Here is an 18,692-nt window from a genome sequence, read left to right on the forward strand (position 1 = left end):
GTTCAGGCCTCCTGTCCGAGCTTGGCGACGTCCTCGATCGCGGCCCGGATCTGCGCGCGCGTCGGCTGCAGCGCCAGGTCGAGCTCGCGGGCGAACGGGAGCACCGCCCCGTCCGGTCGGGTCACCCGCCGCGGCGGCGCGAGAAGGTGCATCCCCTCGGCCGCGGAGGCGAGGATCTCCCCGGCGATGCCGCAGGAGCGGTTCGAGTCGTCGACGACCACGAGCCGGCCGGTGCGCGCGAGCGACGCGGCCAGGCCGTCCCAGTCGAACGGGTGCAGGGTCCGCGGGTCGAAGACCTCCACGGAGACGGTGCCGGCGAGCTCCTCGGCGACGGCGAGCGCGTCGTGGACCAGGTGGCCGACGGCGACCACGGTCACGTCCTCGCCCGCGCGGTGCACCCGGCCGGAGCCGAACGGGATCGGGGCGAGGGCGCTCAGGTCGACGTCGGCGCGCACCCCGACCGCGCCCGCGGGGGCGAAGACCACGACCGGGTCGTCGTCGCGGATCGCGGTGACCAGCAGGCCGTAGGCGTCCTCGGGGGTGGCCGGCACGACGGTCTTCACGCCGACGTGGGCGAAGAGGCTGTACGGGTGGTCGGAGTGCTGGCCGGCCCAGCCGCCCCGGGAGCCGGAGCTGGGCAGCAGGTACGTCACCGGCACGCTGGTCTGCCCGCCGGTCATCAGCGAGAACTTGTGCGCCTGGTTGGCGATCTGCTCGAAGGCCAGGAACAGCAGCGCCGGGATCTGGAACTCGATCAGCGGGCGCTGGCCGCTCATCGCCGCGCCGGTGGCGAAGCTCGTGAACGCCTGCTCGGAGATCGGCATGTCGATGACCCGTTCGGGGCCGAACTTCTTGACCAGGCCGGTGGTCACGTTGCTCACCGCGACCCGCACGTCCTCGCCGAACACGCACACGGCCGGGTCGCGCTCCATCTCGGCCGCGATCGCCCGGTTGAGCGCCTTGAGGTAGGAAAGGATCGTCATCAGGCCCCCGCCCGGGCCCGCAGGCCGTCCGCGTAGAGGTGCTCGAGGGCCCCGGCCGCGTCCGGCATCGGGCTGTCCTTCGCGAAGCGCACGGCGGCCTCCAGCCGGTCCTCGATCTCGGCGTCGACGGCGGCCCGCTCGGCCGGGTCCAGCCGCGCGCCCTGAATCTCCACCGGGTCGCGGGACATGCCCGCGGCGACCTCGGCGTCGGTGCGGTAGCGGGGCCGGGCGGCGTGCTCCCAGGTGTGGTGGGCGTCGAAGCGGTACGCCACACACTCCACCAGGGATGGTCCGCCACCGGACCGGGCGCGCTCGACGGCTCGGCGCGCCTCATGCAGTACAACTTGCGGATCTGTGGCGTCGACGGTCACCGCGGGGATGCCGAACGCGGCGGCCCGCCCGGTGACGGTGCCCGCCTGGGCGTCGGCGATGCGGGTGGTGGTCGCGAAGCCGTTGTTCTCGCACACGAACACGACCGGCAGGCGCCACAGCGCGGCCAGGTTGAACGCCTCGAGCACCACGCCCTGGCTGATCGCGCCGTCGCCGAAGTAGGTCACGGCGACCCGGTCGAGCCCGGCGCGGGTGGCGGCCCAGGCGGCCCCGGTCGCGATCGGCACGGCGGCGCCGACGATCGCGTTGGCCCCGAGAATGCCCAGCGAGAAGTCCGCCGCGTGCATGGACCCGCCGCGGCCGCGGTTGAGCCCCGTGGCGCGCCCGGCCAGCTCGGCCATCATCCGCGCCGGGTCGGCGCCCTTGGCCAGCACGTGTCCGTGCCCGCGGTGGGTGCTGGTGATGACGTCGCCGGGCCGCAGCGCGGCGCAGGTGCCGGCCGCGATGGCCTCCTGCCCGAGGTACGGGTGGATCCCGCCGACGATCGTGCCGTCGCGCACGAGCTCGATGGCCCGCTCCTCGAAGCGGCGGATCAGGCGGACCGTCCGGTACAGCCCGGCGGCGTCAGTCACGTTGCTGCTCCCTTGCTTGCTTGCTCAGGCCGGGACGGCTTCGGCGGCGGCGCGGGCCTCGATCTCGGCGAGGATGCCGCTCCACAGCTTCGCCCGCGCCGCGAGCGCGAGGTTGATCGTCTCGGCGCACTCGCTCCACTTGTTCTCGTCGTCGCCGCACAGGTCGGTGACCATCTGCATGGCCATCGGCGTGTGCTCCTCGCCGTCGACCTCGATGTGCCGGGCCAGGTAGTCCACGAACGTGTCGAGCTGCCCGACCTGCTCGTTGACCTTGACGACCTGCTGGAACATGTCCGGGATCAGGTCCTCGCGGCCGAAGGCGAACGCGGCCGCCTGGCAGTGGATCGGCGCGGTGTCGATGAGGTGCCAGGTGAGCGCGACGAACTCGGCCGCCGGCGCCGGCACCCCGGCCCGCTCCATCGCGGCCGGCACCGGGGTGCCCGCGCGCAGCAGGTCGATGAAGCCGTCGATGACGCCGCGTTCGGCGCCGGCCTCGCTCATGCCCTCGAGGTACAGCTCGAAGTGGCTGATGAAGCCGCCGCGCAGCTCGTCGGACTCCTCGACCAGCACGATGTCGTTGATGAGACGGCGGCTGCCGGTCGGGCCGGTCGGGATCCACGGCACGTCGACGCAGGTGAGGTTGCGCTGCAGCGACTTGAGCAGCGACATGAAGTCCCACACCGCGAAGACGTGGTGCTCCAGGAACGTCCTGACGGCCGGCAGGTCGTCGAGCCGGGCGTAGATGGGGTGGGTGACGACCTCGGTGCGGGCCTGCGCGATGAGCTCCTCGAGGCGGTCGATCCCCGGGTGTCGCTGGCCCCAGTCGTAACGGGACATCTGAACTCCTTCGGTGTTAAGCGTTCCGCCACAGCACGGGGCAGAACTCGGGGTCCGCGTAGTCGGGGCGGCCGTCGGCGGTGCGGCGGACCAGCACGTCGTGGTTGTAGGTCACGACGTCCCCGGTGGAGAGCTGGTAGGCCCGGTACTCGTTCGAGCCCGGCTGCAGGTGGAACGAGATCGCCCGGCGGGGACGATCGCTGACGTTGGCCCCGCTGCCGTGGTACGTCCGGCAGTGGTGGAAGCTCATGTGTCCCTTGGGGATGATCATGGGCACCTTGCGGATCTCGACGTTGTTGTGCGCCGCGTTCCGCGCGAGCATCTGCTCCAGGTCGTCGTTGTCGCGATCGGCGAAGTGCCTCGTGGTCGAGTCGTCCGCGCCGATCTCCGACCAGCGGTGGCTGCCCTCGACCATGGTGATGGTGCCCATCTCGGTGCCGCAGTCGTGGAACGGGATGAACGCGGTGAGCATGTCGTCGGACGAGCACGACTGCCAGTAGTGGCGGTCGAAGTGCCACGGCACGATGTTCGACGGCTCGCCGGCGATCGGCGGCTTGTAGATGAGCGTCGACTGGAAGATGCGGATCTCGCCGGCCTGGGCGAGCCGGGCCGCGACAGCGCCGACGATCGGCTTGTGCAGGATCTTCGCGATGTCGTCGCTCTCGTAGTGGATGTAGTCGTTGTGCCGCTGGACCGGGCCGTTCTCCGGCGTCCAGTACGCAAGCCGCGACGGGCGGACCGGTAACGTCCGCGAGCGCTCGCCGGCGTAGAAGCGCTCGCTGGCCGCGACCAGCTCGTCGACCTCCCCGTCGGTGAAGAGCTTGCGGGTCAGGTAGTACCCGGTGCGCGCGTACTGCTCGACCTCCTCGTCGGTCGGCAGCAGCGCGAGGTCCTCCTCCGACAGCGCGGATTCCGGAGTCACGGAGATGGTCACAGTGCGGTTCCTTCCGAGAGAGTGGTGTCACGCACCGCCGCCAGCTCGCGCTCCTTCGCCGCGTACAGCGCGGGGATGTTGCTCGTGCCGAACGTCCGCGCGCCGTGGCGGTCGATGAGCTCGTTGAAGTACGTCCGCCGGATGTGCGTCGACTTCGCGAAGATCTGGTACATCTGGCCCCAGTGGTCGCGGTCGACGAGGATGCCCAGCGGGCGCAGGTCCTCGACCGGCACTTCGGTCTCCTCGCCGAGGCGCGATGCGAGCATGTCGTAGTACGAGCCGGGGGTCTGCGCGAAGTCGACGCCCCGCTCGCCCAGCGTGCGCACCGCGCGGACGATGTCGGTGGTGCTCAGAGCGATGTGCTGCACCCCGGCGCCCTCGTGCCAGGCGAGGAAGTCGTCGATCTGCCCGGCTCGGCGGCTGATGTCGGGCTGGATGAGCGTGAAGGTCACCCCACCGGACGGGCTCTGCACCACCTTGGACTGCATGCCCTGCTCGCCGACCTCGATGTACTCCTGGAAGATCATCTCGAAGCCGAAGACCCGCTCGTAGTAGGCGACCGTGTTGTCCAGCTCGCCGGCCGCCAGGCACACCGCCGCGTGGTCGATCTCGTACAGCAGATCGTCAGTCGCCGGGCCCATCCCGGCTGGGCTGTTCAGCGCGTCGCCCATGTCGATCAGGCCGGGGAGGAACTGCGGGTCTGCGTGGTCGCGCTGGATGAGCCGGTGGGTCACGTCGCCGAAGCCGGAGACCTCCGCGATGACGACGCACGAGCCGTCGTGCTCGACGCGCCGCGGCGCTTCGACCGGGGTCGCGCCGGCCGCGACCGCCTCGGCGAAGGCCGCCTCGGCGTCGGTGCAGCCGAAGGCGACGATCGCCACGCCGTCGCCGTGCTGGGCCACGTACCGGCTGGCCCGGTGCCCGCCGCTGAGGCCGGACGTGAGCAGGATCCGGATGTCGCGCTGCCCCAGCAGCACGCTGCGCTGGCCGGCCAGGCCGGTCTCCGGGCCGCCCTGCCCGTAGACGTGGAAGCCGTACTGCGCGCAGAGAGCAGCGGCCGCCGCGCGCGCGTCGCCGACGTACAGTTCGATGTGGTCGGTGTCGAGGATCTCCATTGCCTGCTTCCCTTTCGGGTTGTGTTTCGGGCGGGTCAGCCTGCCTTGGCCCGTTCCCCGGCCGGTGGGGCGAAGACGAGGCTCACGTTGTGCCCGCCGAAGCCGAAGGAGTTGGACAGCGCACGGGTCACCGGCGCGGTGCGGGGTGCACGCAGGTGGTCCAGGTCGCAGGCCGGGTCGGGCTCGTCGAGGTTGTGCGTCGGCGGCAGCACGCCGCGGCGCAGCGCCTCCACCGTCACCGCCGCCTCGGCCACCCCGGAGGCGCCGAGCATGTGCCCGGTGACGCCCTTGGTGGAGCTGACCGGCGGCTGGTGCGGTCCGAACACGGCGCGGATCGCGAGGGACTCGGCGACGTCGCCGAGCTTCGTTGACGTGCCGTGCGCGTTGACGTACCCGATGTCGGCGGGGGAAAGCCCGGCGTCCACGATGGCGCGGCGCATGCACTCGGCGGCGGCGGAGCCGTCGGGGCGCGGCGTCGTCGGATGGTGCGCGTCGTTCGTGGCGCCCCAGCCGAGCAGGTCGGCGTGGCGGCGGGCGCCGCGGGCGTCGGCGTGCTCGGGCCGCTCCAGGACGAGCACGCCGGCGCCCTCGCCCAGCACCAGGCCGTTGCGGCGCCGGTCGAACGGGCGGCTCGCCTCGGCCGGGTTCGCCCAGCCGCGGGCCAGGGCGCGGGCGTTGCCGAAGGTGTCGGCCAGGGTCGGGAACAGCGGGGCCTCGCTGCAGCCGCAGACGACCACGTCGGCCTCGCCCGCGCGCAGCAGCCGCAGGCCCTCGCCGATGGACTGGGCGCCGGCCGCGCACGCGGTGCCGATCGAGGAGCTGTACCCCTGCAGCCCGTACTTCATCGCCACCCGGGCCGCGCCCATGTTCGGCAGCATCCCGGGCAGCAGGTAGGGGCTGACGCCGGCGCGGCCGCGCTTGTCGCGCTGGACGGCCTGGGCGTCGAGGGTGGCCAGGCCCCCGGTGCCGGAGACGATGACGGCGACGCGATACGGGTCCACGTCCCGGCCGGCGACGATCCCGGCGTCGGCGAGGGCGAGCTCGGCGGCCCGCAGCGCCATCACGATGTACCGGTCGACGAGGCGCGCGTCGGGGCCGGGCAGCACCTCGAGCGGGTCGATCGCGGGCCCGAACGCGGCCACGTCCACGGAGCCGGCCAGCGGATGCCCCTCCGGCGGGCTGGACAGCCCCGAACGGCCCTCGCACATCGCGTCGAAGACCTCGGCGCCCGTACTCCCTACAGGCGTGACGAGTCCGATCCCGACGACCGCCGCGTGCGCGCTCATGATGCTCCTTCTGAAACGAGTACCGCTGCCGCGGCGTCGCCGTTGCTGTCGTGGTCGATCTCGATGAGCAGGACCCGGTCCGCGTCGCCGTCGGCGAGCAGGCCGCGGGCGGTGGAAAGGCCCGCGGCGGCGTCGCACACGCAGCTCACCGGCCCGGTCAGCGCCCACTTCGCCGCGATGTGCCCGAGCACCGCGTTGGGTACGGACTGGAAGAAGAACAGGGGCCCGACCCGGGCGCCGTCGTCCACGGCCTTGGCCACGTGGGCGGCGCTGCCGACGTCGCCGAGGTCGCTGACGAGCACCACGGCGGTGTCGGTGTCGCTTGTGGACACTCCGTCCAGGCAGCGACCGGCGACGGCGGCGACGAGGGGGTTGAAGTCGGAGTGCACGAACCCGGCCAGGCGCGGCGGAGTCTCGCCGCCCGGCCAGTCGGCCTCGGCGAGCACCTCCAGGCCCGTCGCCGCCGCTCGTAACGCCAAGTCCGTCATGCTCCGCAGCCGTTCATTGAGGCGCGCTCAGTACTAAAGCGGTGTTGGCGCCGCCGAACGCGGCGTTGAGGGTCATCACGTGCGCGGGGCAGGCCGGGCGGGCCTCGCCGAGCACGAGGTCGAGCGCGCACTGCTCGTCGGGCTCCAGGAAGCCGGCGTTGACCGGCAGCCGCCCGCCGCGCAGCGCGTGCACGGTGACCGCGAGCTCCAGCACGCCGGAGGCCTCCAGGGCCTGCCCGTGCAGGGCCTTGGTGGAGGAGACCGGCACGCTCACCGCGTGCTCGCCGAGCGCGGCGCGCAGGGCGAGGGCCTCGGCCGCGTCGCTCTGGGCGGTGCCGGAGCCGTGCGCGTTGACGTAGCCGAGGGCTTCCGGCGTGAGCCCGGCCCGGCGCAGCGCCCCCGCGATGGCCCGGGCCATCCCGCGCCCCTGCGGGTGCGGCTGGCACGGGTGGTAGGCGTCGCCGGCGCGGCCCCAGCCGGCCAGGCGGGCCACGGGCTCGACGCCCCGGGCCCGGGCCGAGTCCGCGGACTCCAGCACCACGGCACCGGCGCCGTCGCCGAGCAGCAGGCCGCGGCGGTGGGCGCTGAACGGGCGGACCTGCCCGTCGGTGGCGAACGCGCGGCCGGCGTCGAAGAGGGCGTACTGGTCGGCCTCGACGAGGTAGCCGCCGGCGACGACGACCCGCTCGGCCTCGCCCCGGGCGATGAGCCCGGCGGCGTCGGCGATCGCGGTGCTGGCCGCGACGCACGCGGACGTGTAGGCGCGCGGCGTGCCGAGCCCGGTCTGCTCGCTCAGCGCGGCCGCGAAGGCCGAGCCGCCGTGGGTGGCCCGCTCCGCCGGCGCCGAGCGGGCCAGCCGCGGGTCGCCGTGCACCGCCAGGAACAGCGGCGCGCCGGCCCGCTCGGCCGTGCTCAGCTTCGCCTCGTCGCACGCCTCGACGGCGAGCGAGTGCAGCTCGCCGGGCAGGTCGGGGTCGCCGGGCACCGTGGCGGCGACGCCGACCCGGCGGGCGCTGACGTCGAAGCGGGTGACGGGCGCGAACGCCGGCCGGCCGGCGTCCAGGCCGGCGGCGAGCGCGCCCATGCCCCGGCCGAACGCGCTGAGCACGGCCAGGCCGGTGATCAGCACGCCGGGGGTACCACTGTTGTTCACGACGTCACCGGGAGCCCGTCTCGACCTTCAGCCCGGCCAGGACCTCGACGGCACCGGCGACCGTGGACATGTGGGCCAGCTCCTCGTCGGAGAGGTCCAGCGCGGTGCCGTAGTGCTGCTCCAGCTGGTGGATGAGCCACGCCAGCTCCAGCGAGTCGATCCCCTCCGCGACGTCCTCGGGCCGCCGGTCACCGTAGGTGGCCAGCATCGCGACGACCTCGTCACGGGTCGGGGCGGCCGGGGGACCCGCCTCCGCCGCGGTCCTCGGCCCGGTCTGGCTCGGGATGCCCGGCGCGGACCGGCCCAGGCCGGGCGCCGGCGACGCCCCCGTTGCCTGCGTCACGCTCAGCTGCCCGCGGTCGCCGCGGCGGCCCGGCGCTCGGCGACGGCGGCGATGAACTCGCCCACGGTCATGCCCGCGAGCTTCTCGGCCTCGTCGTCGTCGAAGCGCACCCCGAAGCGGTCCTCGACGCGGACCGCGAGCTCGGCCAGGGACAGCGACTCGAGGTCGGCGCCGGCCGGGCCGAGCGCGGTGTCGTCGTCGATGTCGTCGGTGCTGTAGTTCATCTCGGTCAGCGAGTCCAGTAAGAACTGCCGGATCTCGTTGGTTTCGTCGCTCATGCTCAGGCGTTTCCTTCCTTCACGGACGCCGCGACCAGCAGGGCGCGGTCGCGGACGAGCTTGCCGGTGGCCGTTCGGGGCAGCTGCTCGACGACGTGCAGCACGCGCGGGCGCTTGAAGGCGGCCAGCCGCTGCGCGAGCTCGGCCTGCACCTGCTCCGCGGTGGCGTCCGCACGCAGCATCACGTACGCCTCGATCGCCTTGTCGTGGGTCACGACGGCCGACACGACGCCGGGTAGCGCGGCGAGGGTGTGCTCGACCTCGGTGAGGTCGACCTTCAGCCCGCCGACGGAGACCTGGGAGTCGTTGCGCCCGAGGATGCGCAACCGCCCGGTCCCGGGATCGACGGTGCCCGCGTCGCGGGTGTGCAGCCAGCCGTCGGCCCAGCGGGTCGGGTCGGACAGGCCCAGGTACGGCGACGCGGCCAGCGACACCAGCAGCTCGCCGTTCTCCTCGCGCACCCGCAGGCCGGGCGCCGCGGTCAGGGCGGGGCGGTGCTCGCCGAAGAGGTCGGTCGCGATGACCCCGACCTCGGTCATGCCGTACATGTTGCCCAGGCGGATGCCGAAGCGATCCGTGAAAGTTTCATGGACGGCCGCGCGCACCAGCTCCCCGCCGGTGGTCATTCCGGTCAGCTGGGGCAGGCGCGGCGGCGTCGGCCCCGAGGACAGCAGCTCGATGTGGAAGGGGACGCCCAGCAGCGTGGTGGGCTCGGGGCCGGCGGCGACCGCGGCCAGGATGCCGTCCGCGGTCATTCGGGCCGGAATGACCAGCTCGGCGCCGGCGTGCAGCCCGTAGAGCAGGCCGCCGACGAGCCCGAGCACGTGGACCATCGAGGCGAGGCAGACGATGCGCTCGCCGGGCTGGGGGACGCCGGCGCCGATGGCCACGTAGCGCTCCAGCTCCTCGACGAGGTTCGCGGCGGTGCGCGCGATGACCTTCGAGGGCCCGGTCGAGCCGGAGCTGAGCTGGACCAGCGCGTGCGGGGTGTCGGCCGGTCGGCCGGGGTAGGTGGCGACGCGCTCCTGCACGTCGGCGAAGCCGCGCAGCGGGCCGCCGGTGGCGTGTTTGGCGGACACGACCGCCTGCGGGGCCAGGCGCTGCAGGGCGTTGTCGATCTCGTAGGGGGTCAGGCGGTGGTCCAGCAGCGCCGCCCGCGCGCCGAGGCGCCAGCAGGCCAGCAGGTTCGCCACGAAGGCCAGGGACGGGGCCAGGCAGATCGCGACCGAGTCGCCGGGGCCGTCGCGCCCGATGCCGGCGGCGGCGAGGACGGCCTGCTTCTGCTCGACCAGGCGGCGCAGCTCCGCGCGGGTCACCGGGGCGTCGAGGACGAGGGCGGGCCGACCGGCCGGGCGGTCCGGGCCGTCCGCCAGCAGGACCTCGTCGACCCAGCTCGGGTCGAGGGCCGGTGCGCTCACCGCGACACCCCTTTCCTCGTTTCGGCACGACGAGCCCGCAGCCGGGGGCGCCGCGGCCGCCGGCCATGGCGGAAGCGGCGCGCCGGGGCCGCTGGGGCACACCGTGCGCAGGGTTGAACGGCTGACCGGGCCGACTGTCGCCGATCAGCGTGCACAACCCCCGGATGAACACACTGCGAAGTGCCGAGGGTGTGTGGCACCCGAAGTCCGTCGACGTTGTCGGAACTCAAGCGCCGCGAGCTGCATTGCAGCAAAAAATGGGCACCTCGACTAGGCATAGACCTTACGCAATCGAACTCGTTTTACAAGAGTGGGCTGCATGAGCATGTGACGGGATGTCCGTTCTGTCACACCACGCCCCGGGAAAAATCGTTTGGATCGATACGGTCCCCGTTTCGGAAGACTCCCTGGTCAGGGCCGGTTGCGGCCCCGCGCATCCGGCGCACAACCGGACATTCGCCGCAGGTTCGCCCAGTCCGGGTCGAGCTATTCGGTATGCGCAGCAACGGGATCAACGAACGCGCGTTCAGTACGTGCGCCGCGGATATACCGACTGGGCGGGTATCCCGGTACGGCCGGTACAGCGGTTGCCCACGCGTAAGACCTTGTTCCGGAACCTACGCGGGTCATTGACAAGCGTCGGCGCTGCGTTCATACAATGACCGGGCTTGCGCCGCCTTTATGGTCGCGTCCCCATTCCCCGGTAGTGCCCTTTCGGAGATTTGCGCCTGTGAAAGCCGATACCGGTTCTGCATACCCGTCCGCACCCGCCGGACCGGGGCTCAACGCCGCGGTCGAGCGCTATTACGACACCACGCTCGACCTGTACGAGGACCTGTGGGGCGAACACGTCCACCACGGGTTCTGGGACGCCGGCGAGCGCCCCGGCAACGACGAGGAGCGGCACGCCGCGACCGACCGGCTGGTCCGGGAGCTCGTCGCGTACGCCGGCATCCCCTCGGGCGCCCGCGTCCTCGACGTCGGCTGCGGCATCGGCGGCCCGGCGCTGCACCTGGCCGGCCCGCTCGGCTGCACCGTCGAGGGCATCACGCTCAGTGCCGCGCAGGCGGCCCGCGCCAACGAGAAGGCGGCCGCGGCCGGCCTCGCCGAGCGCGCGAGCTTCCACCAGCGCGACGCGCTCGCCAACGGCTACCCCGACGCGTCCTTCGACGCGCTGTGGGCCGTGGAGAGCCTCATGCACATCGCCGACCGCACCGCGTTCTTCGCCGAGGCGATGCGCCTGCTGCGCCCGGGCGGCATCCTGGCCATCGCCACCTGGTCGGTGCGCGACGGCGAGCTGACGCCCGACGAGCACCGCGTCGTCGAACAGATCCTGCGTCACCAGGTGATGCCGAGCTTCTCCTCGCTGGAGGAGCACGAGCGGCTCGCCACCGCGGCCGGCTTCACCGGGGTGTCCTCTGTGGACTGGAGCGCCAACGTCGCCAACTCCTGGGAGCCGACCTTCGCGCAGGTCCGCGAGCTGGACAACGGCCGCGCCATGATGCGCGACCTGGCCCGCGACCGCGGTGTGGACGTGCTGGGCTTCTTCTACGCCGGCCCGCTGATGCTCAAGGGCTTCAGCACCGGCGCGGTGACCTACGGCGCGGTCCGCGCGGTCAAGCCCGCCGGCTCAGCGGTCAAGCCCGCCGGCTCAGCGGTCCAGCCCGCCGGCTCAGCGGTCATGTCCGCCGGCTCAGCGGGTGGGGACTGAAGCGATGACGACGCCGACGCAGCTGGCCGTCGTCGAGCTGCTGCGCGAGGTGACCGGCGAGGACGCCGAGTGGCTCGCCGGCCTCGGACCGGCGACCCGGCTCGACGGCGACCTGTTCCTGGACAGCCTGGAGCTGGCCGCGCTGAGCGAGCGCCTGGCCGCGCGGTTCGGGCCCGGCGTCGACCTCGCCGGGCACATCGCCGGCCTGGAGCTGGAGGCGCTGCTGGGCCTCAGCGTCGCCGACGTATCGTCCTATGTGGACAGCACTCGCGGTACGCCATGAGTCGTTTTCTGTTCCTGTCCCTGCCGCTCACCGGGCACGTCAACCCGATGGCGGCGGTCGCGGCGGCCCTGCGCCGGCGCGGCCACGAGGTGCTGTGGGCCGGCTCGGAGTCGTTCCTGCGCCCGCTGCTGGGCGAGGACGCGAGCATCCACCCGATCCCGCTGCGGGCCCACCGCGGCCAGGCGGAGCGCGGGCTGGACGCGACCCGCTCGCGGTGGGAGGGCTACATCGTCCCGCACGCGAAGAGCACCCGAAAAGGCGTGGAGGCGGCGGTCGCCGAGTTCGCCCCCGACGTGCTCGTCGTCGACCAGCACGCGATCGCGGGCGCCATCGTCGCGCACGCGCACGGGCTGCGCTGGGTCAGCGTCGCGCCCACCACCATGGAGCTCACCCGCCCGTTCCGCCGCGGCCTGCCCAACGTCGAGGCGTGGATCGGCGCGCAGCTGGCGGCGGCGTGGAGCGCGGCCGGGCAGCCCGGCGAGCCGCCGTACGACCTGCGCTTCTCCCCGCACGGGGTGATCGCCTTCACCGCCGGCGCGCTCGCCGGCGACCCGGCCGATCTTCCGTCCAATGTGGACCTCGTCGGCCCCTGCCTCGCGGAGCGCACGCCCGACCCGGACTTCCCCTTCGACTGGCTCGACCCGGGCCGCCGGCACGTGCTGGTCACCATGGGAACCCTGTCGATGGACCTGGCCAAGGGCTTCTACCAGCGCGTCGAGGCGGCCCTGGCGCCGCTGGGCGACCGGCTGCAGGCGATCGTCGTCGCGCCCGAGGGCACCCTCGCCGAGCCCGCCGGCCACGTCCTCGTCCGCCGCCGCGTGCCGGTGCTCGACCTGCTGCCGCACCTGCACGCCGTCGTCGCGCACGGCGGGCTCAACACGGTCTCCGAGGCGCTCGTGCACGGCGTCCCGCTCCTCGTCGCGCCGATCAAGGGCGATCAGGCGCTCAACGCCGAGGCCATCCAGGCGGCCGGCGCCGGGATGCGCGTCTCCTTCGACCACATCCGGCCCGATGCCCTGCGCGAGCGGCTGCTGCGCCTGCTCGACGAGCCGGCCTACGCCGCGGCGGCCCGGGCCGAGGGCGACCGGTTGCAGGCCGGCGGGGGAGCCGAGGCGGCGGCCCAGATCCTCGAGAACCATCACAACGATTGAGGCGATACCCGTGAAAGTACTGCGCGACACCTGGCTCATCTTCCAGCGCCACATGCTGCTCATGATCCGCTCGCCGCTGTGGGTCTTCCTCGGCATCGCGCAGCCGGTGGTGTACCTCATCCTGTTCGCCCCGCTGCTCAAGCCCGCGCTGGGCAGCTCGACGATGCTCGACGCCTACCGCGTCTACGTCCCCGGCATGCTCGTCGCCCTGGCCATCGGCGGCGGCCTCTACGTCGGCTTCGGCCTGCTCGGCGACCTCGCCAACGGCGTCATCGAGCGCTCCCGGGTGACCACCGTCAGCCGGGTCGCTCTGCTGCTCGGCCGGGCGCTGCGCGACACGGTCACGGTCCTGGTCCAGTCGGTGATCATCACCATCCTGTCGCTGCCGTTCGGGCTGATCCTCAACATCGGCAACATCCTGCTCGGCTACGCGATCCTGGCGCTGATCAGCCTCTCGGCGGCGGCGATCTCCTACGGCATCGCCATCAAGGTGAACAACCCCAACGTGCTCGGCCAGGTCATCAACAACGTGGCCCAGCCGCTGATGCTGCTGTCCGGCACGCTGCTGCCGCTCGCGCTGGCGCCGCTGTGGCTGCGCACCGTCGCCGACTACAACCCGTTCAACTGGGCCGTCACCGGCATGCGCGCCCTCTACGCCGGCCACCCCGGCGACGTCCACGTGTGGGGCTCCATCGTCTTCTGCGGTGCGCTCGTCGTCGTCGCGGTCGCCTGGTCGGCCAGCCTCTTCGCGCGCTCGGTCAAGTAGGTTAGGGGACTTTCGATGATCAAGGTCAAGGGGCTCAAGAAGTCCTACAAGACCAAGCACAAGCGCACGACGACCGAGGTCGCGGCGGTCAAGGGCGTCGACCTGGACGTCGCCGAGGGCGAGATCTTCGGCTTCCTCGGCCCGAACGGCGCCGGCAAGACCACGACGCTGCGGATGCTCGCCACGCTGATCCCGCCCGACGACGGCGAGGCCACCATCGCCGGGGCGAACCTGCGCACCGAGCAGGGCGCGGTGCGCCGCGCGATCGGCTTCGTCGCACAGGGCGGCGGCACCAGCGACGACGTCACCGCGCGGGAGGAGCTGATCCTGCAGGCGCGGATGTACGGCATGAGCCGCACCGACGCCGCCCAGCGCGCCGAGGAGGTCATCGCCGGGTTCGACCTGGGCGACTTCGCCGACCGCAAATGCAAGACGTACTCCGGCGGCCAGCGCCGCCGGGTCGACATCGCGCTCGGCGTCATCCACCGCCCGCAGGTGCTGTTCCTCGACGAGCCGACCACGGGCCTGGACCCGCAGAGCCGTGCCCACATGTGGGACGAGGTCCGGCGGCTGCGCTCGGAGGGCATGACGGTCTTCATCACCACGCACTACCTCGACGAGGCCGACGCCCTGTGCGACCGCATCTGCATCATCGACCACGGCGAGATCGTCGCCGAGGGCACCCCGGAGGCGCTCAAGCGCGAGATCTCCGGCGACGTGGTGACCATCGGGGTCGGTGAGCTGTCGGAGAAGGCCGCCGAGGTGCTCAAGGACCAGCCGTTCGCCAAGGGCGTCGAGGCCCGCGACGACGGCGAACTGCGGCTGAACGTGGAGGCCGGCGACACCGCGATCCCGCAGATCATGCGGGCCCTGGAGGGCGCGGGCGTACCCCTGTCCACGATCGAGCTGCACCGCCCGACCCTCGACGACGTATTCCTCACCAAGACGGGCCGCTCCCTGCGCGACTGAGCGTCGCCCAGGGGGATCGTCCCCGACGTGTCCCGGCGTAGCGTGCTGCGGGGCCCGGCTGCATGAAAGCCTTGCCTCGCCGCACGCTTCGGCCTCACCGCGGGTACTCCCAGCGCCGGCCTGGCGGCAGGCGGACCACGTCGAGCCCGTCCGGCGCCGTCGCCTCGGCATCGGCCGCCGACCCGTGACGCCGGAAGAACAGCGACAGCAGGTCGTCGGCGTGGGCGTCGTGCACCGGCACGAGGACTCGCGCGCCCAGGGCGACCGCGCCCGCCACCGCCTCCCGCGGCCCCATGACCAGGGGCGGGCCGATCAGCGGCCGCAACCCGTTGGTCGGCAGCAGGGCCACGTCGGCCCGGTCCCGGCGGGCACGATAGTCGTGCAGCAGCCCCACGTCCTGGATCTCCCCGCCGAAGAAGACCCGGGTCGCTGCGCTGCTGAGCACGTACGCGTTGTTGCGCCACCTCAGCGTGCGCCCGGCCGGCCCGGTCCCTCTTCGTGCCGGCCGCGACCTGACGGCTGCGGGCGGCCTTTCGCCGGGTCTGGGCACGGTCCCTGGCGGCGTGAACCCCGGGCGGGCGGCCCTTCGAGCCCGGTCGTGGGGGCCGCCCGTCGTCCGTGACGCGGCACGGAGGAGGTCCGCCGCTCGAGGGAGCGCGGCGATCCCGGCTTCGGTGCGGGGTTTCCGGCCGGCGGCCGGTCCGAACCGCGCCAGGCCCGCGCCCGCGCGAAGCGCGGAACGTGAAAACCTTGGCGCGCCCGGCTGCCGGGCCGTTCGCAAACGAGCATCGTCGCGTGGCGCGGGGGTGTCAACAGCGGAATTTTCAGTTAACAAAGGAGTTTATGGAACCCTGGCCCTTCAGGGCCGGGAGGAGAGCCTTCACCCAGCGGGACGTTTCTGGTTTCGATGTACTCCTTGACCACGGTGGGTGGTGCTCCGCCGCATGATCCTGCGAAGTACGACGACGACCACAGGTGCCCGCCCCACAGATACCGGCGTAGGTGAGAGCCGTGTTCCTGGCGTAGGTAGCGGGATGAGGCGCCCTTGAGGCTGTTGACCAGCTTTGACGGGGCGACAGCGGGCCGGTAGTGCACGAGCAGGTGGACGTGGTTGGTCTCGCCGTTGAACTCGCGCAGTTGGCGCCGAAGTCCGCACACCGCCCGCATGATCTCTTCGCAGCGAGTCTACAGTGATCACGTGAACCTGGTCGTGCAGGTGAAGCTCCTGCCGACGGCCGAGCAGGCATCGGCGCTGGAGGCCACCCTGCGCGCCTGCAACACGGCCGCTTCGGACGTCGCCGCGACGGCCCGCGAGATCGGCTGCTACCGCAACTACGACCTGCGCAGGCATATCTACCAGGGCATCAAGGACGACCATCGGCTCGGGGCGCAGGCCGCGCAGCACGTCATCAAGAAGGTCTGCGACGCCTACAAGACCCTGGCGGCGAACATTCGTGCCGGGAACCTCGGTAAGCCGGGCTCGAAACGCCGCCGCAACGCCGAGACCAACCCGGTCTCGTTCCGCTGGGACGCCGCCCAGCCGTACGACGCGCGGATGCTGTCCTGGCAGCACGACGCCCGGACCGTGTCGATCTGGACGGTGTCCGGCCGGCTGAAGGGTGTCGCGTTCACTGGCTCGTCCGACCAGATCAAGGCCGTCGCGACCATGCCGGTCGGTGAATCCGACCTGGTGCACCGCGACGGCATGTGGTTCCTCTACGCCACCGTCGAGGTGCCCGAACCTGAGTTGATCGGCCCGGCCGGGTTTCTCGGCGTGGACATGGGCATCGCCAACATCGCCTACGACTCCGACGGCAACCGGCATGCCGGAACCCGGCTCAACGGCTACCGCCGCAGGCAAGTGCGGCTGCGCCGGCGATTGCAGCAGAGGAACACCAAGTCGGCTCGGCGGCTGCTGGCCCGGCGCCGATGTAAGGAAGCGCGGCACGCCGCGAACGTCAACCACATCATCGCCAAGACCATCGTGACCGAGGCGGCACGCACCGGCCGCGGAGTCGCCGTCGAAGACCTGACGGGCATCCGCGACCGGGTCCGGCTCCGAAAGCCCCAACGGGTCACTCTCTCCTCGTGGTCTTTCCACCAACTCGGCGCGTTCCTGGCCTACAAGGCTCGCCGGGCGGGTGTACCGCTGGTTGAAGTCGACCCGCGGTACACCTCCCAGACCTGCCACCGGTGCGGGCACCGCGACAAGCGGAACCGCCCCGACCAGGGAACATTCGCCTGTCGGTCGTGCGGGGTCGTTGCCCACGCCGACCACAATGCAGCCCTCAACATCGCCCGGCGCGGCGTCGAGGACTGGGGCGCAGTCAACCCGCCCGCACGCGGCCTAACCTCGCAGCCAGCGAGGAAGAGACCTGCAAGCCTGGCCCTTAGGGCCGGGTAGTTGACTTAACTGTGGTCGTCAGCTCGCTGGTCAGCTTGTCCAGGAAGGCTTCCAGTCGGGCGCGGTTCCAGCCGGGGCGGTTGACCCGGAGCTCGAGCTCCAGCGAGGTCAGGCCGCGGGCGATGAGGTAGAAGCCGGGGCCGGTCACCCGGGCGGGCTCGTAGAACTCCACAGTGGACGGTGCTGGGGCGTCCAGCGACGGGAAGCCCGGCGGGGCGAGCATCGGGTTGTAGTAGTAACCGGGGTCGGCGTCGGCGTGCTCCGCGCGGGCGGCCACGATGGCGTCGGGGGAGCACACGCCGTGCTTGAGGGCGCTGAAGTGCTTCCAGTGCACCTTGCCGGCCACCTCGACGAGCGGGGCGGCGGGATCGGACACCTCGGCGTCCAGTAGCAGCGGCACCCACTGGTTGAGGCTGGTGACGACGGTCGCCTGGCCGTCGTCGTAGCGGTTGTTCGACATCGAGAACATCAGGTGGACCGGCTCGGCGGTCACCGTGCACAGCGCCCGGTGGTAGACGGCGAGCAGCACGCTGGACAGGCTGGCCCCGGTCACGGCGGCCGCGGCGTGTGCCCGTGGCATGGGGATGCCGGTGCGCAGGGTCGCGCCGACGCGCTCGCGTTCCACCCCGGCCGGGTCGTCGGCCGCGAGCCGGGGCGCGGCGGCGAGCGTGCGCCGCCAGTGGCGCTCGGCGTTGCGCAGCCGGCTGCCGCCCGCGCCCTGCTGCTCCAGGGCCACCTCCAGCGGGCCCCGGGCCGCCGGCAGCTCCTCGCCGGCCAGCAGGCGCAGGAAGTCCTCGCGCATGATGAGGGCCGCGGCCCCGTCGGCGGCCATGTGCTGCACGGTGACCACGAGCCGCGCCGGGCGGCCGTCGTCGAGCAGCAGCAGCGCCCGCCACGGCAGCCGCTCGGTCACGTTGATGGCGGTCCTGAGCTCGCGCTGCTGCGCCTCGGCCTGCTCGTCCAGGCCGGCGGTGCCCGCCCGGACCTGGTCGTGGACGGCGGCCTCGGTGTCCCCGGCGTCCTTCAGCGGCCACTGGCGGGGGAACCCCTGCTCGTCGACGACGTACCGGGTGCGCAGCGAGCCGTGCCGGTTCGCCAGCCGGGCCAGGGCGTCCCAGACGTGCTCGGCCGTGGTGCCGGCCGGGAGGTCCCACAGGAACTGCAGGTTGGCCTCCCACCGGCGCTCGTCGGGAATCTTCTCCAGGTCGCGCCAGACCGACAGCTGGCCGACGGTCGCGGGGTACGTCTCCACGCGCTGCCCTCCACGGGTCCAGGGGTGAGCGGGTGGCCCGGCTCGCCGGGCCGCCCGTGGAACGTTCGCCGGGGTCAGCCGGAGATGCTGCGGCTGGAGATGTTCTTGCGGCTCGAGATGTTCGCCATGGATTCTCACCTCCTACGGTTGGTGCGCACGCCGGCGACGCCCTGCGCCGGCCGACCGGACCGGGCGGCGAAAGGGCGTGGAACGCCGGGGATTCGGCCATTCACGGATCGTCCGTAGTTGATGGCCGGAAAACAGCTTCACCCGAGGTCGGGGGCGTGTCAACCAGAGTGCATTCGCGGCGGTTCGGCGAGAACCGGGCATATCCGAAACCATCGGAGATGATCATTGGA

The 18,692-nt window shown here is 72.4% G+C and carries 20 protein-coding genes; 6 read left to right on the forward strand and 14 right to left on the reverse strand.

Going from position 1 to position 18,692, the window contains the following annotated elements; genetic code table 11:
* Window positions 1-2: 2 nt before the first annotated feature.
* The 11 genes from ACQPY0_RS14670 to ACQPY0_RS14720 all read right to left on the reverse strand — a co-directional run bounded on the left by ACQPY0_RS14670 (window position 3) and on the right by ACQPY0_RS14720 (window position 9,797).
* A complete protein-coding gene (locus ACQPY0_RS14670; protein ID WP_432988951.1) occupies window positions 3-983 on the reverse strand; it encodes an alpha-ketoacid dehydrogenase subunit beta in 981 nt (326 codons plus the stop codon).
* Window positions 983-1,945, reverse strand: a complete 963-nt coding sequence (locus ACQPY0_RS14675) for a thiamine pyrophosphate-dependent dehydrogenase E1 component subunit alpha (RefSeq protein ID WP_432988953.1) — start codon at window positions 1,943-1,945, stop codon at window positions 983-985. Before ACQPY0_RS14675 ends, ACQPY0_RS14670 begins: the two co-directional genes overlap by 1 nt.
* Window positions 1,946-1,969: 24 nt before the next feature.
* A complete protein-coding gene (locus ACQPY0_RS14680; protein WP_432988955.1) occupies window positions 1,970-2,782 on the reverse strand; it encodes a DUF3050 domain-containing protein in 813 nt (270 codons plus the stop codon).
* A gap of 16 nt (window positions 2,783-2,798) precedes the next feature.
* On the reverse strand, window positions 2,799-3,710 hold the full coding sequence (locus tag ACQPY0_RS14685) for a phytanoyl-CoA dioxygenase family protein (protein WP_432995231.1): 912 nt from the start codon (window positions 3,708-3,710) through the stop codon (window positions 2,799-2,801).
* Window positions 3,711-3,712: 2 nt separating this feature from the next.
* Window positions 3,713-4,831, reverse strand: a complete 1,119-nt coding sequence (gene hppD / locus ACQPY0_RS14690) for a 4-hydroxyphenylpyruvate dioxygenase (protein ID WP_432988957.1) — start codon at window positions 4,829-4,831, stop codon at window positions 3,713-3,715.
* A gap of 35 nt (window positions 4,832-4,866) precedes the next feature.
* A complete protein-coding gene (locus ACQPY0_RS14695) occupies window positions 4,867-6,117 on the reverse strand; it encodes a beta-ketoacyl-[acyl-carrier-protein] synthase family protein (RefSeq protein ID WP_432988960.1) in 1,251 nt (416 codons plus the stop codon).
* Window positions 6,114-6,605, reverse strand: coding sequence for a beta-ketoacyl synthase chain length factor (locus ACQPY0_RS14700; protein ID WP_432988963.1), 492 nt, complete (start codon window positions 6,603-6,605; stop codon window positions 6,114-6,116). Before ACQPY0_RS14700 ends, ACQPY0_RS14695 begins: the two co-directional genes overlap by 4 nt.
* A 13-nt stretch (window positions 6,606-6,618) precedes the next feature.
* Window positions 6,619-7,689, reverse strand: a complete 1,071-nt coding sequence (locus tag ACQPY0_RS14705) for a beta-ketoacyl-[acyl-carrier-protein] synthase family protein (protein ID WP_432995233.1) — start codon at window positions 7,687-7,689, stop codon at window positions 6,619-6,621.
* A 73-nt stretch (window positions 7,690-7,762) separates the two neighbouring features.
* On the reverse strand, window positions 7,763-7,966 hold the full coding sequence (locus ACQPY0_RS14710) for a phosphopantetheine-binding protein (protein WP_432995235.1): 204 nt from the start codon (window positions 7,964-7,966) through the stop codon (window positions 7,763-7,765).
* A gap of 137 nt (window positions 7,967-8,103) precedes the next feature.
* Window positions 8,104-8,379 carry an acyl carrier protein gene (locus ACQPY0_RS14715; protein WP_432988966.1) on the reverse strand — a complete coding sequence of 92 codons (276 nt, stop codon included), beginning with the start codon at window positions 8,377-8,379 and terminating at the stop codon, window positions 8,104-8,106.
* Window positions 8,380-8,381: 2 nt separating this feature from the next.
* Window positions 8,382-9,797, reverse strand: a complete 1,416-nt coding sequence (locus ACQPY0_RS14720; protein WP_432988969.1) for a class I adenylate-forming enzyme family protein — start codon at window positions 9,795-9,797, stop codon at window positions 8,382-8,384.
* Window positions 9,798-10,527: 730 nt separating this feature from the next.
* Between ACQPY0_RS14720 and ACQPY0_RS14725 the strand changes: the two genes are divergently transcribed.
* Genes ACQPY0_RS14725 through ACQPY0_RS14745 form a run of 5 tightly spaced genes read left to right on the forward strand, consistent with a single transcriptional unit; the run spans window position 10,528 to window position 14,677 of the window.
* Entirely contained in the window at window positions 10,528-11,508 is a 981-nt protein-coding gene (locus tag ACQPY0_RS14725) for a methyltransferase domain-containing protein (RefSeq protein ID WP_432988971.1), read from the forward strand.
* A 4-nt stretch (window positions 11,509-11,512) separates the two neighbouring features.
* Window positions 11,513-11,791, forward strand: a complete 279-nt coding sequence (locus ACQPY0_RS14730; protein ID WP_432988973.1) for a phosphopantetheine-binding protein — start codon at window positions 11,513-11,515, stop codon at window positions 11,789-11,791.
* On the forward strand, window positions 11,788-12,942 hold the full coding sequence (locus tag ACQPY0_RS14735; protein WP_432988976.1) for a glycosyltransferase: 1,155 nt from the start codon (window positions 11,788-11,790) through the stop codon (window positions 12,940-12,942). The genes ACQPY0_RS14730 and ACQPY0_RS14735 overlap by 4 nt, the downstream gene beginning before the upstream one ends.
* A 10-nt stretch (window positions 12,943-12,952) precedes the next feature.
* Window positions 12,953-13,708 (forward strand): ABC transporter permease, encoded by a 756-nt coding sequence (locus ACQPY0_RS14740; protein ID WP_432988978.1) that lies wholly within the window; start codon window positions 12,953-12,955, stop codon window positions 13,706-13,708.
* Between the two features lie 15 nt (window positions 13,709-13,723).
* Entirely contained in the window at window positions 13,724-14,677 is a 954-nt protein-coding gene (locus tag ACQPY0_RS14745; RefSeq protein WP_432988981.1) for an ATP-binding cassette domain-containing protein, read from the forward strand.
* A gap of 94 nt (window positions 14,678-14,771) precedes the next feature.
* On the opposite strand, the gene ACQPY0_RS14750 is transcribed toward ACQPY0_RS14745, so the two are convergent.
* Both ACQPY0_RS14750 and tnpA read right to left on the reverse strand, forming a co-directional pair.
* Entirely contained in the window at window positions 14,772-15,122 is a 351-nt protein-coding gene (locus tag ACQPY0_RS14750) for a hypothetical protein (RefSeq protein WP_432988983.1), read from the reverse strand.
* 383 nt (window positions 15,123-15,505) lie between these two features.
* Window positions 15,506-15,844 carry an IS200/IS605 family transposase gene (gene tnpA, locus ACQPY0_RS14755; RefSeq protein WP_432988985.1) on the reverse strand — a complete coding sequence of 113 codons (339 nt, stop codon included), beginning with the start codon at window positions 15,842-15,844 and terminating at the stop codon, window positions 15,506-15,508.
* A gap of 31 nt (window positions 15,845-15,875) precedes the next feature.
* Between tnpA and ACQPY0_RS14760 the strand changes: the two genes are divergently transcribed.
* Window positions 15,876-17,081: an RNA-guided endonuclease InsQ/TnpB family protein gene (locus ACQPY0_RS14760; protein WP_432988988.1), complete on the forward strand. Its 1,206-nt coding sequence runs from the start codon at window positions 15,876-15,878 to the stop codon at window positions 17,079-17,081.
* Here ACQPY0_RS14760 and ACQPY0_RS14765 read toward each other — a convergent pair.
* Window positions 17,068-18,333, reverse strand: a complete 1,266-nt coding sequence (locus ACQPY0_RS14765) for a condensation domain-containing protein (protein ID WP_432988990.1) — start codon at window positions 18,331-18,333, stop codon at window positions 17,068-17,070. The genes ACQPY0_RS14760 and ACQPY0_RS14765 overlap by 14 nt on opposite strands.
* Window positions 18,334-18,692: the final 359 nt, after the last annotated feature.

Origin of the sequence: Dactylosporangium sp. CA-233914, from assembly GCF_050942935.1 — a bacterium.
GTDB lineage: Bacteria > Actinomycetota > Actinomycetes > Mycobacteriales > Micromonosporaceae > Dactylosporangium.

Coding starts and splice junctions, on each gene's coding strand:
- ACQPY0_RS14670 (WP_432988951.1), bottom strand. CDS start 983: ATGACGATCCTTTCCTACCTCAAGGCGCTCAACCGGGCGATCGCGGCC.
- ACQPY0_RS14680 (WP_432988955.1), bottom strand. CDS start 2,782: ATGTCCCGTTACGACTGGGGCCAGCGACACCCGGGGATCGACCGCCTC.
- hppD (WP_432988957.1), bottom strand. CDS start 4,831: ATGGAGATCCTCGACACCGACCACATCGAACTGTACGTCGGCGACGCG.
- ACQPY0_RS14695 (WP_432988960.1), bottom strand. CDS start 6,117: ATGAGCGCGCACGCGGCGGTCGTCGGGATCGGACTCGTCACGCCTGTA.
- ACQPY0_RS14700 (WP_432988963.1), bottom strand. CDS start 6,605: ATGACGGACTTGGCGTTACGAGCGGCGGCGACGGGCCTGGAGGTGCTC.
- ACQPY0_RS14705 (WP_432995233.1), bottom strand. CDS start 7,689: ATGGGCGCGCTCGCCGCCGGCCTGGACGCCGGCCGGCCGGCGTTCGCG.
- ACQPY0_RS14710 (WP_432995235.1), bottom strand. CDS start 7,966: ATGCTGGCCACCTACGGTGACCGGCGGCCCGAGGACGTCGCGGAGGGG.
- ACQPY0_RS14715 (WP_432988966.1), bottom strand. CDS start 8,379: ATGAGCGACGAAACCAACGAGATCCGGCAGTTCTTACTGGACTCGCTG.
- ACQPY0_RS14730 (WP_432988973.1), top strand. CDS start 11,513: ATGACGACGCCGACGCAGCTGGCCGTCGTCGAGCTGCTGCGCGAGGTG.
- ACQPY0_RS14735 (WP_432988976.1), top strand. CDS start 11,788: ATGAGTCGTTTTCTGTTCCTGTCCCTGCCGCTCACCGGGCACGTCAAC.
- ACQPY0_RS14745 (WP_432988981.1), top strand. CDS start 13,724: ATGATCAAGGTCAAGGGGCTCAAGAAGTCCTACAAGACCAAGCACAAG.
- tnpA (WP_432988985.1), bottom strand. CDS start 15,844: ATGCGGGCGGTGTGCGGACTTCGGCGCCAACTGCGCGAGTTCAACGGC.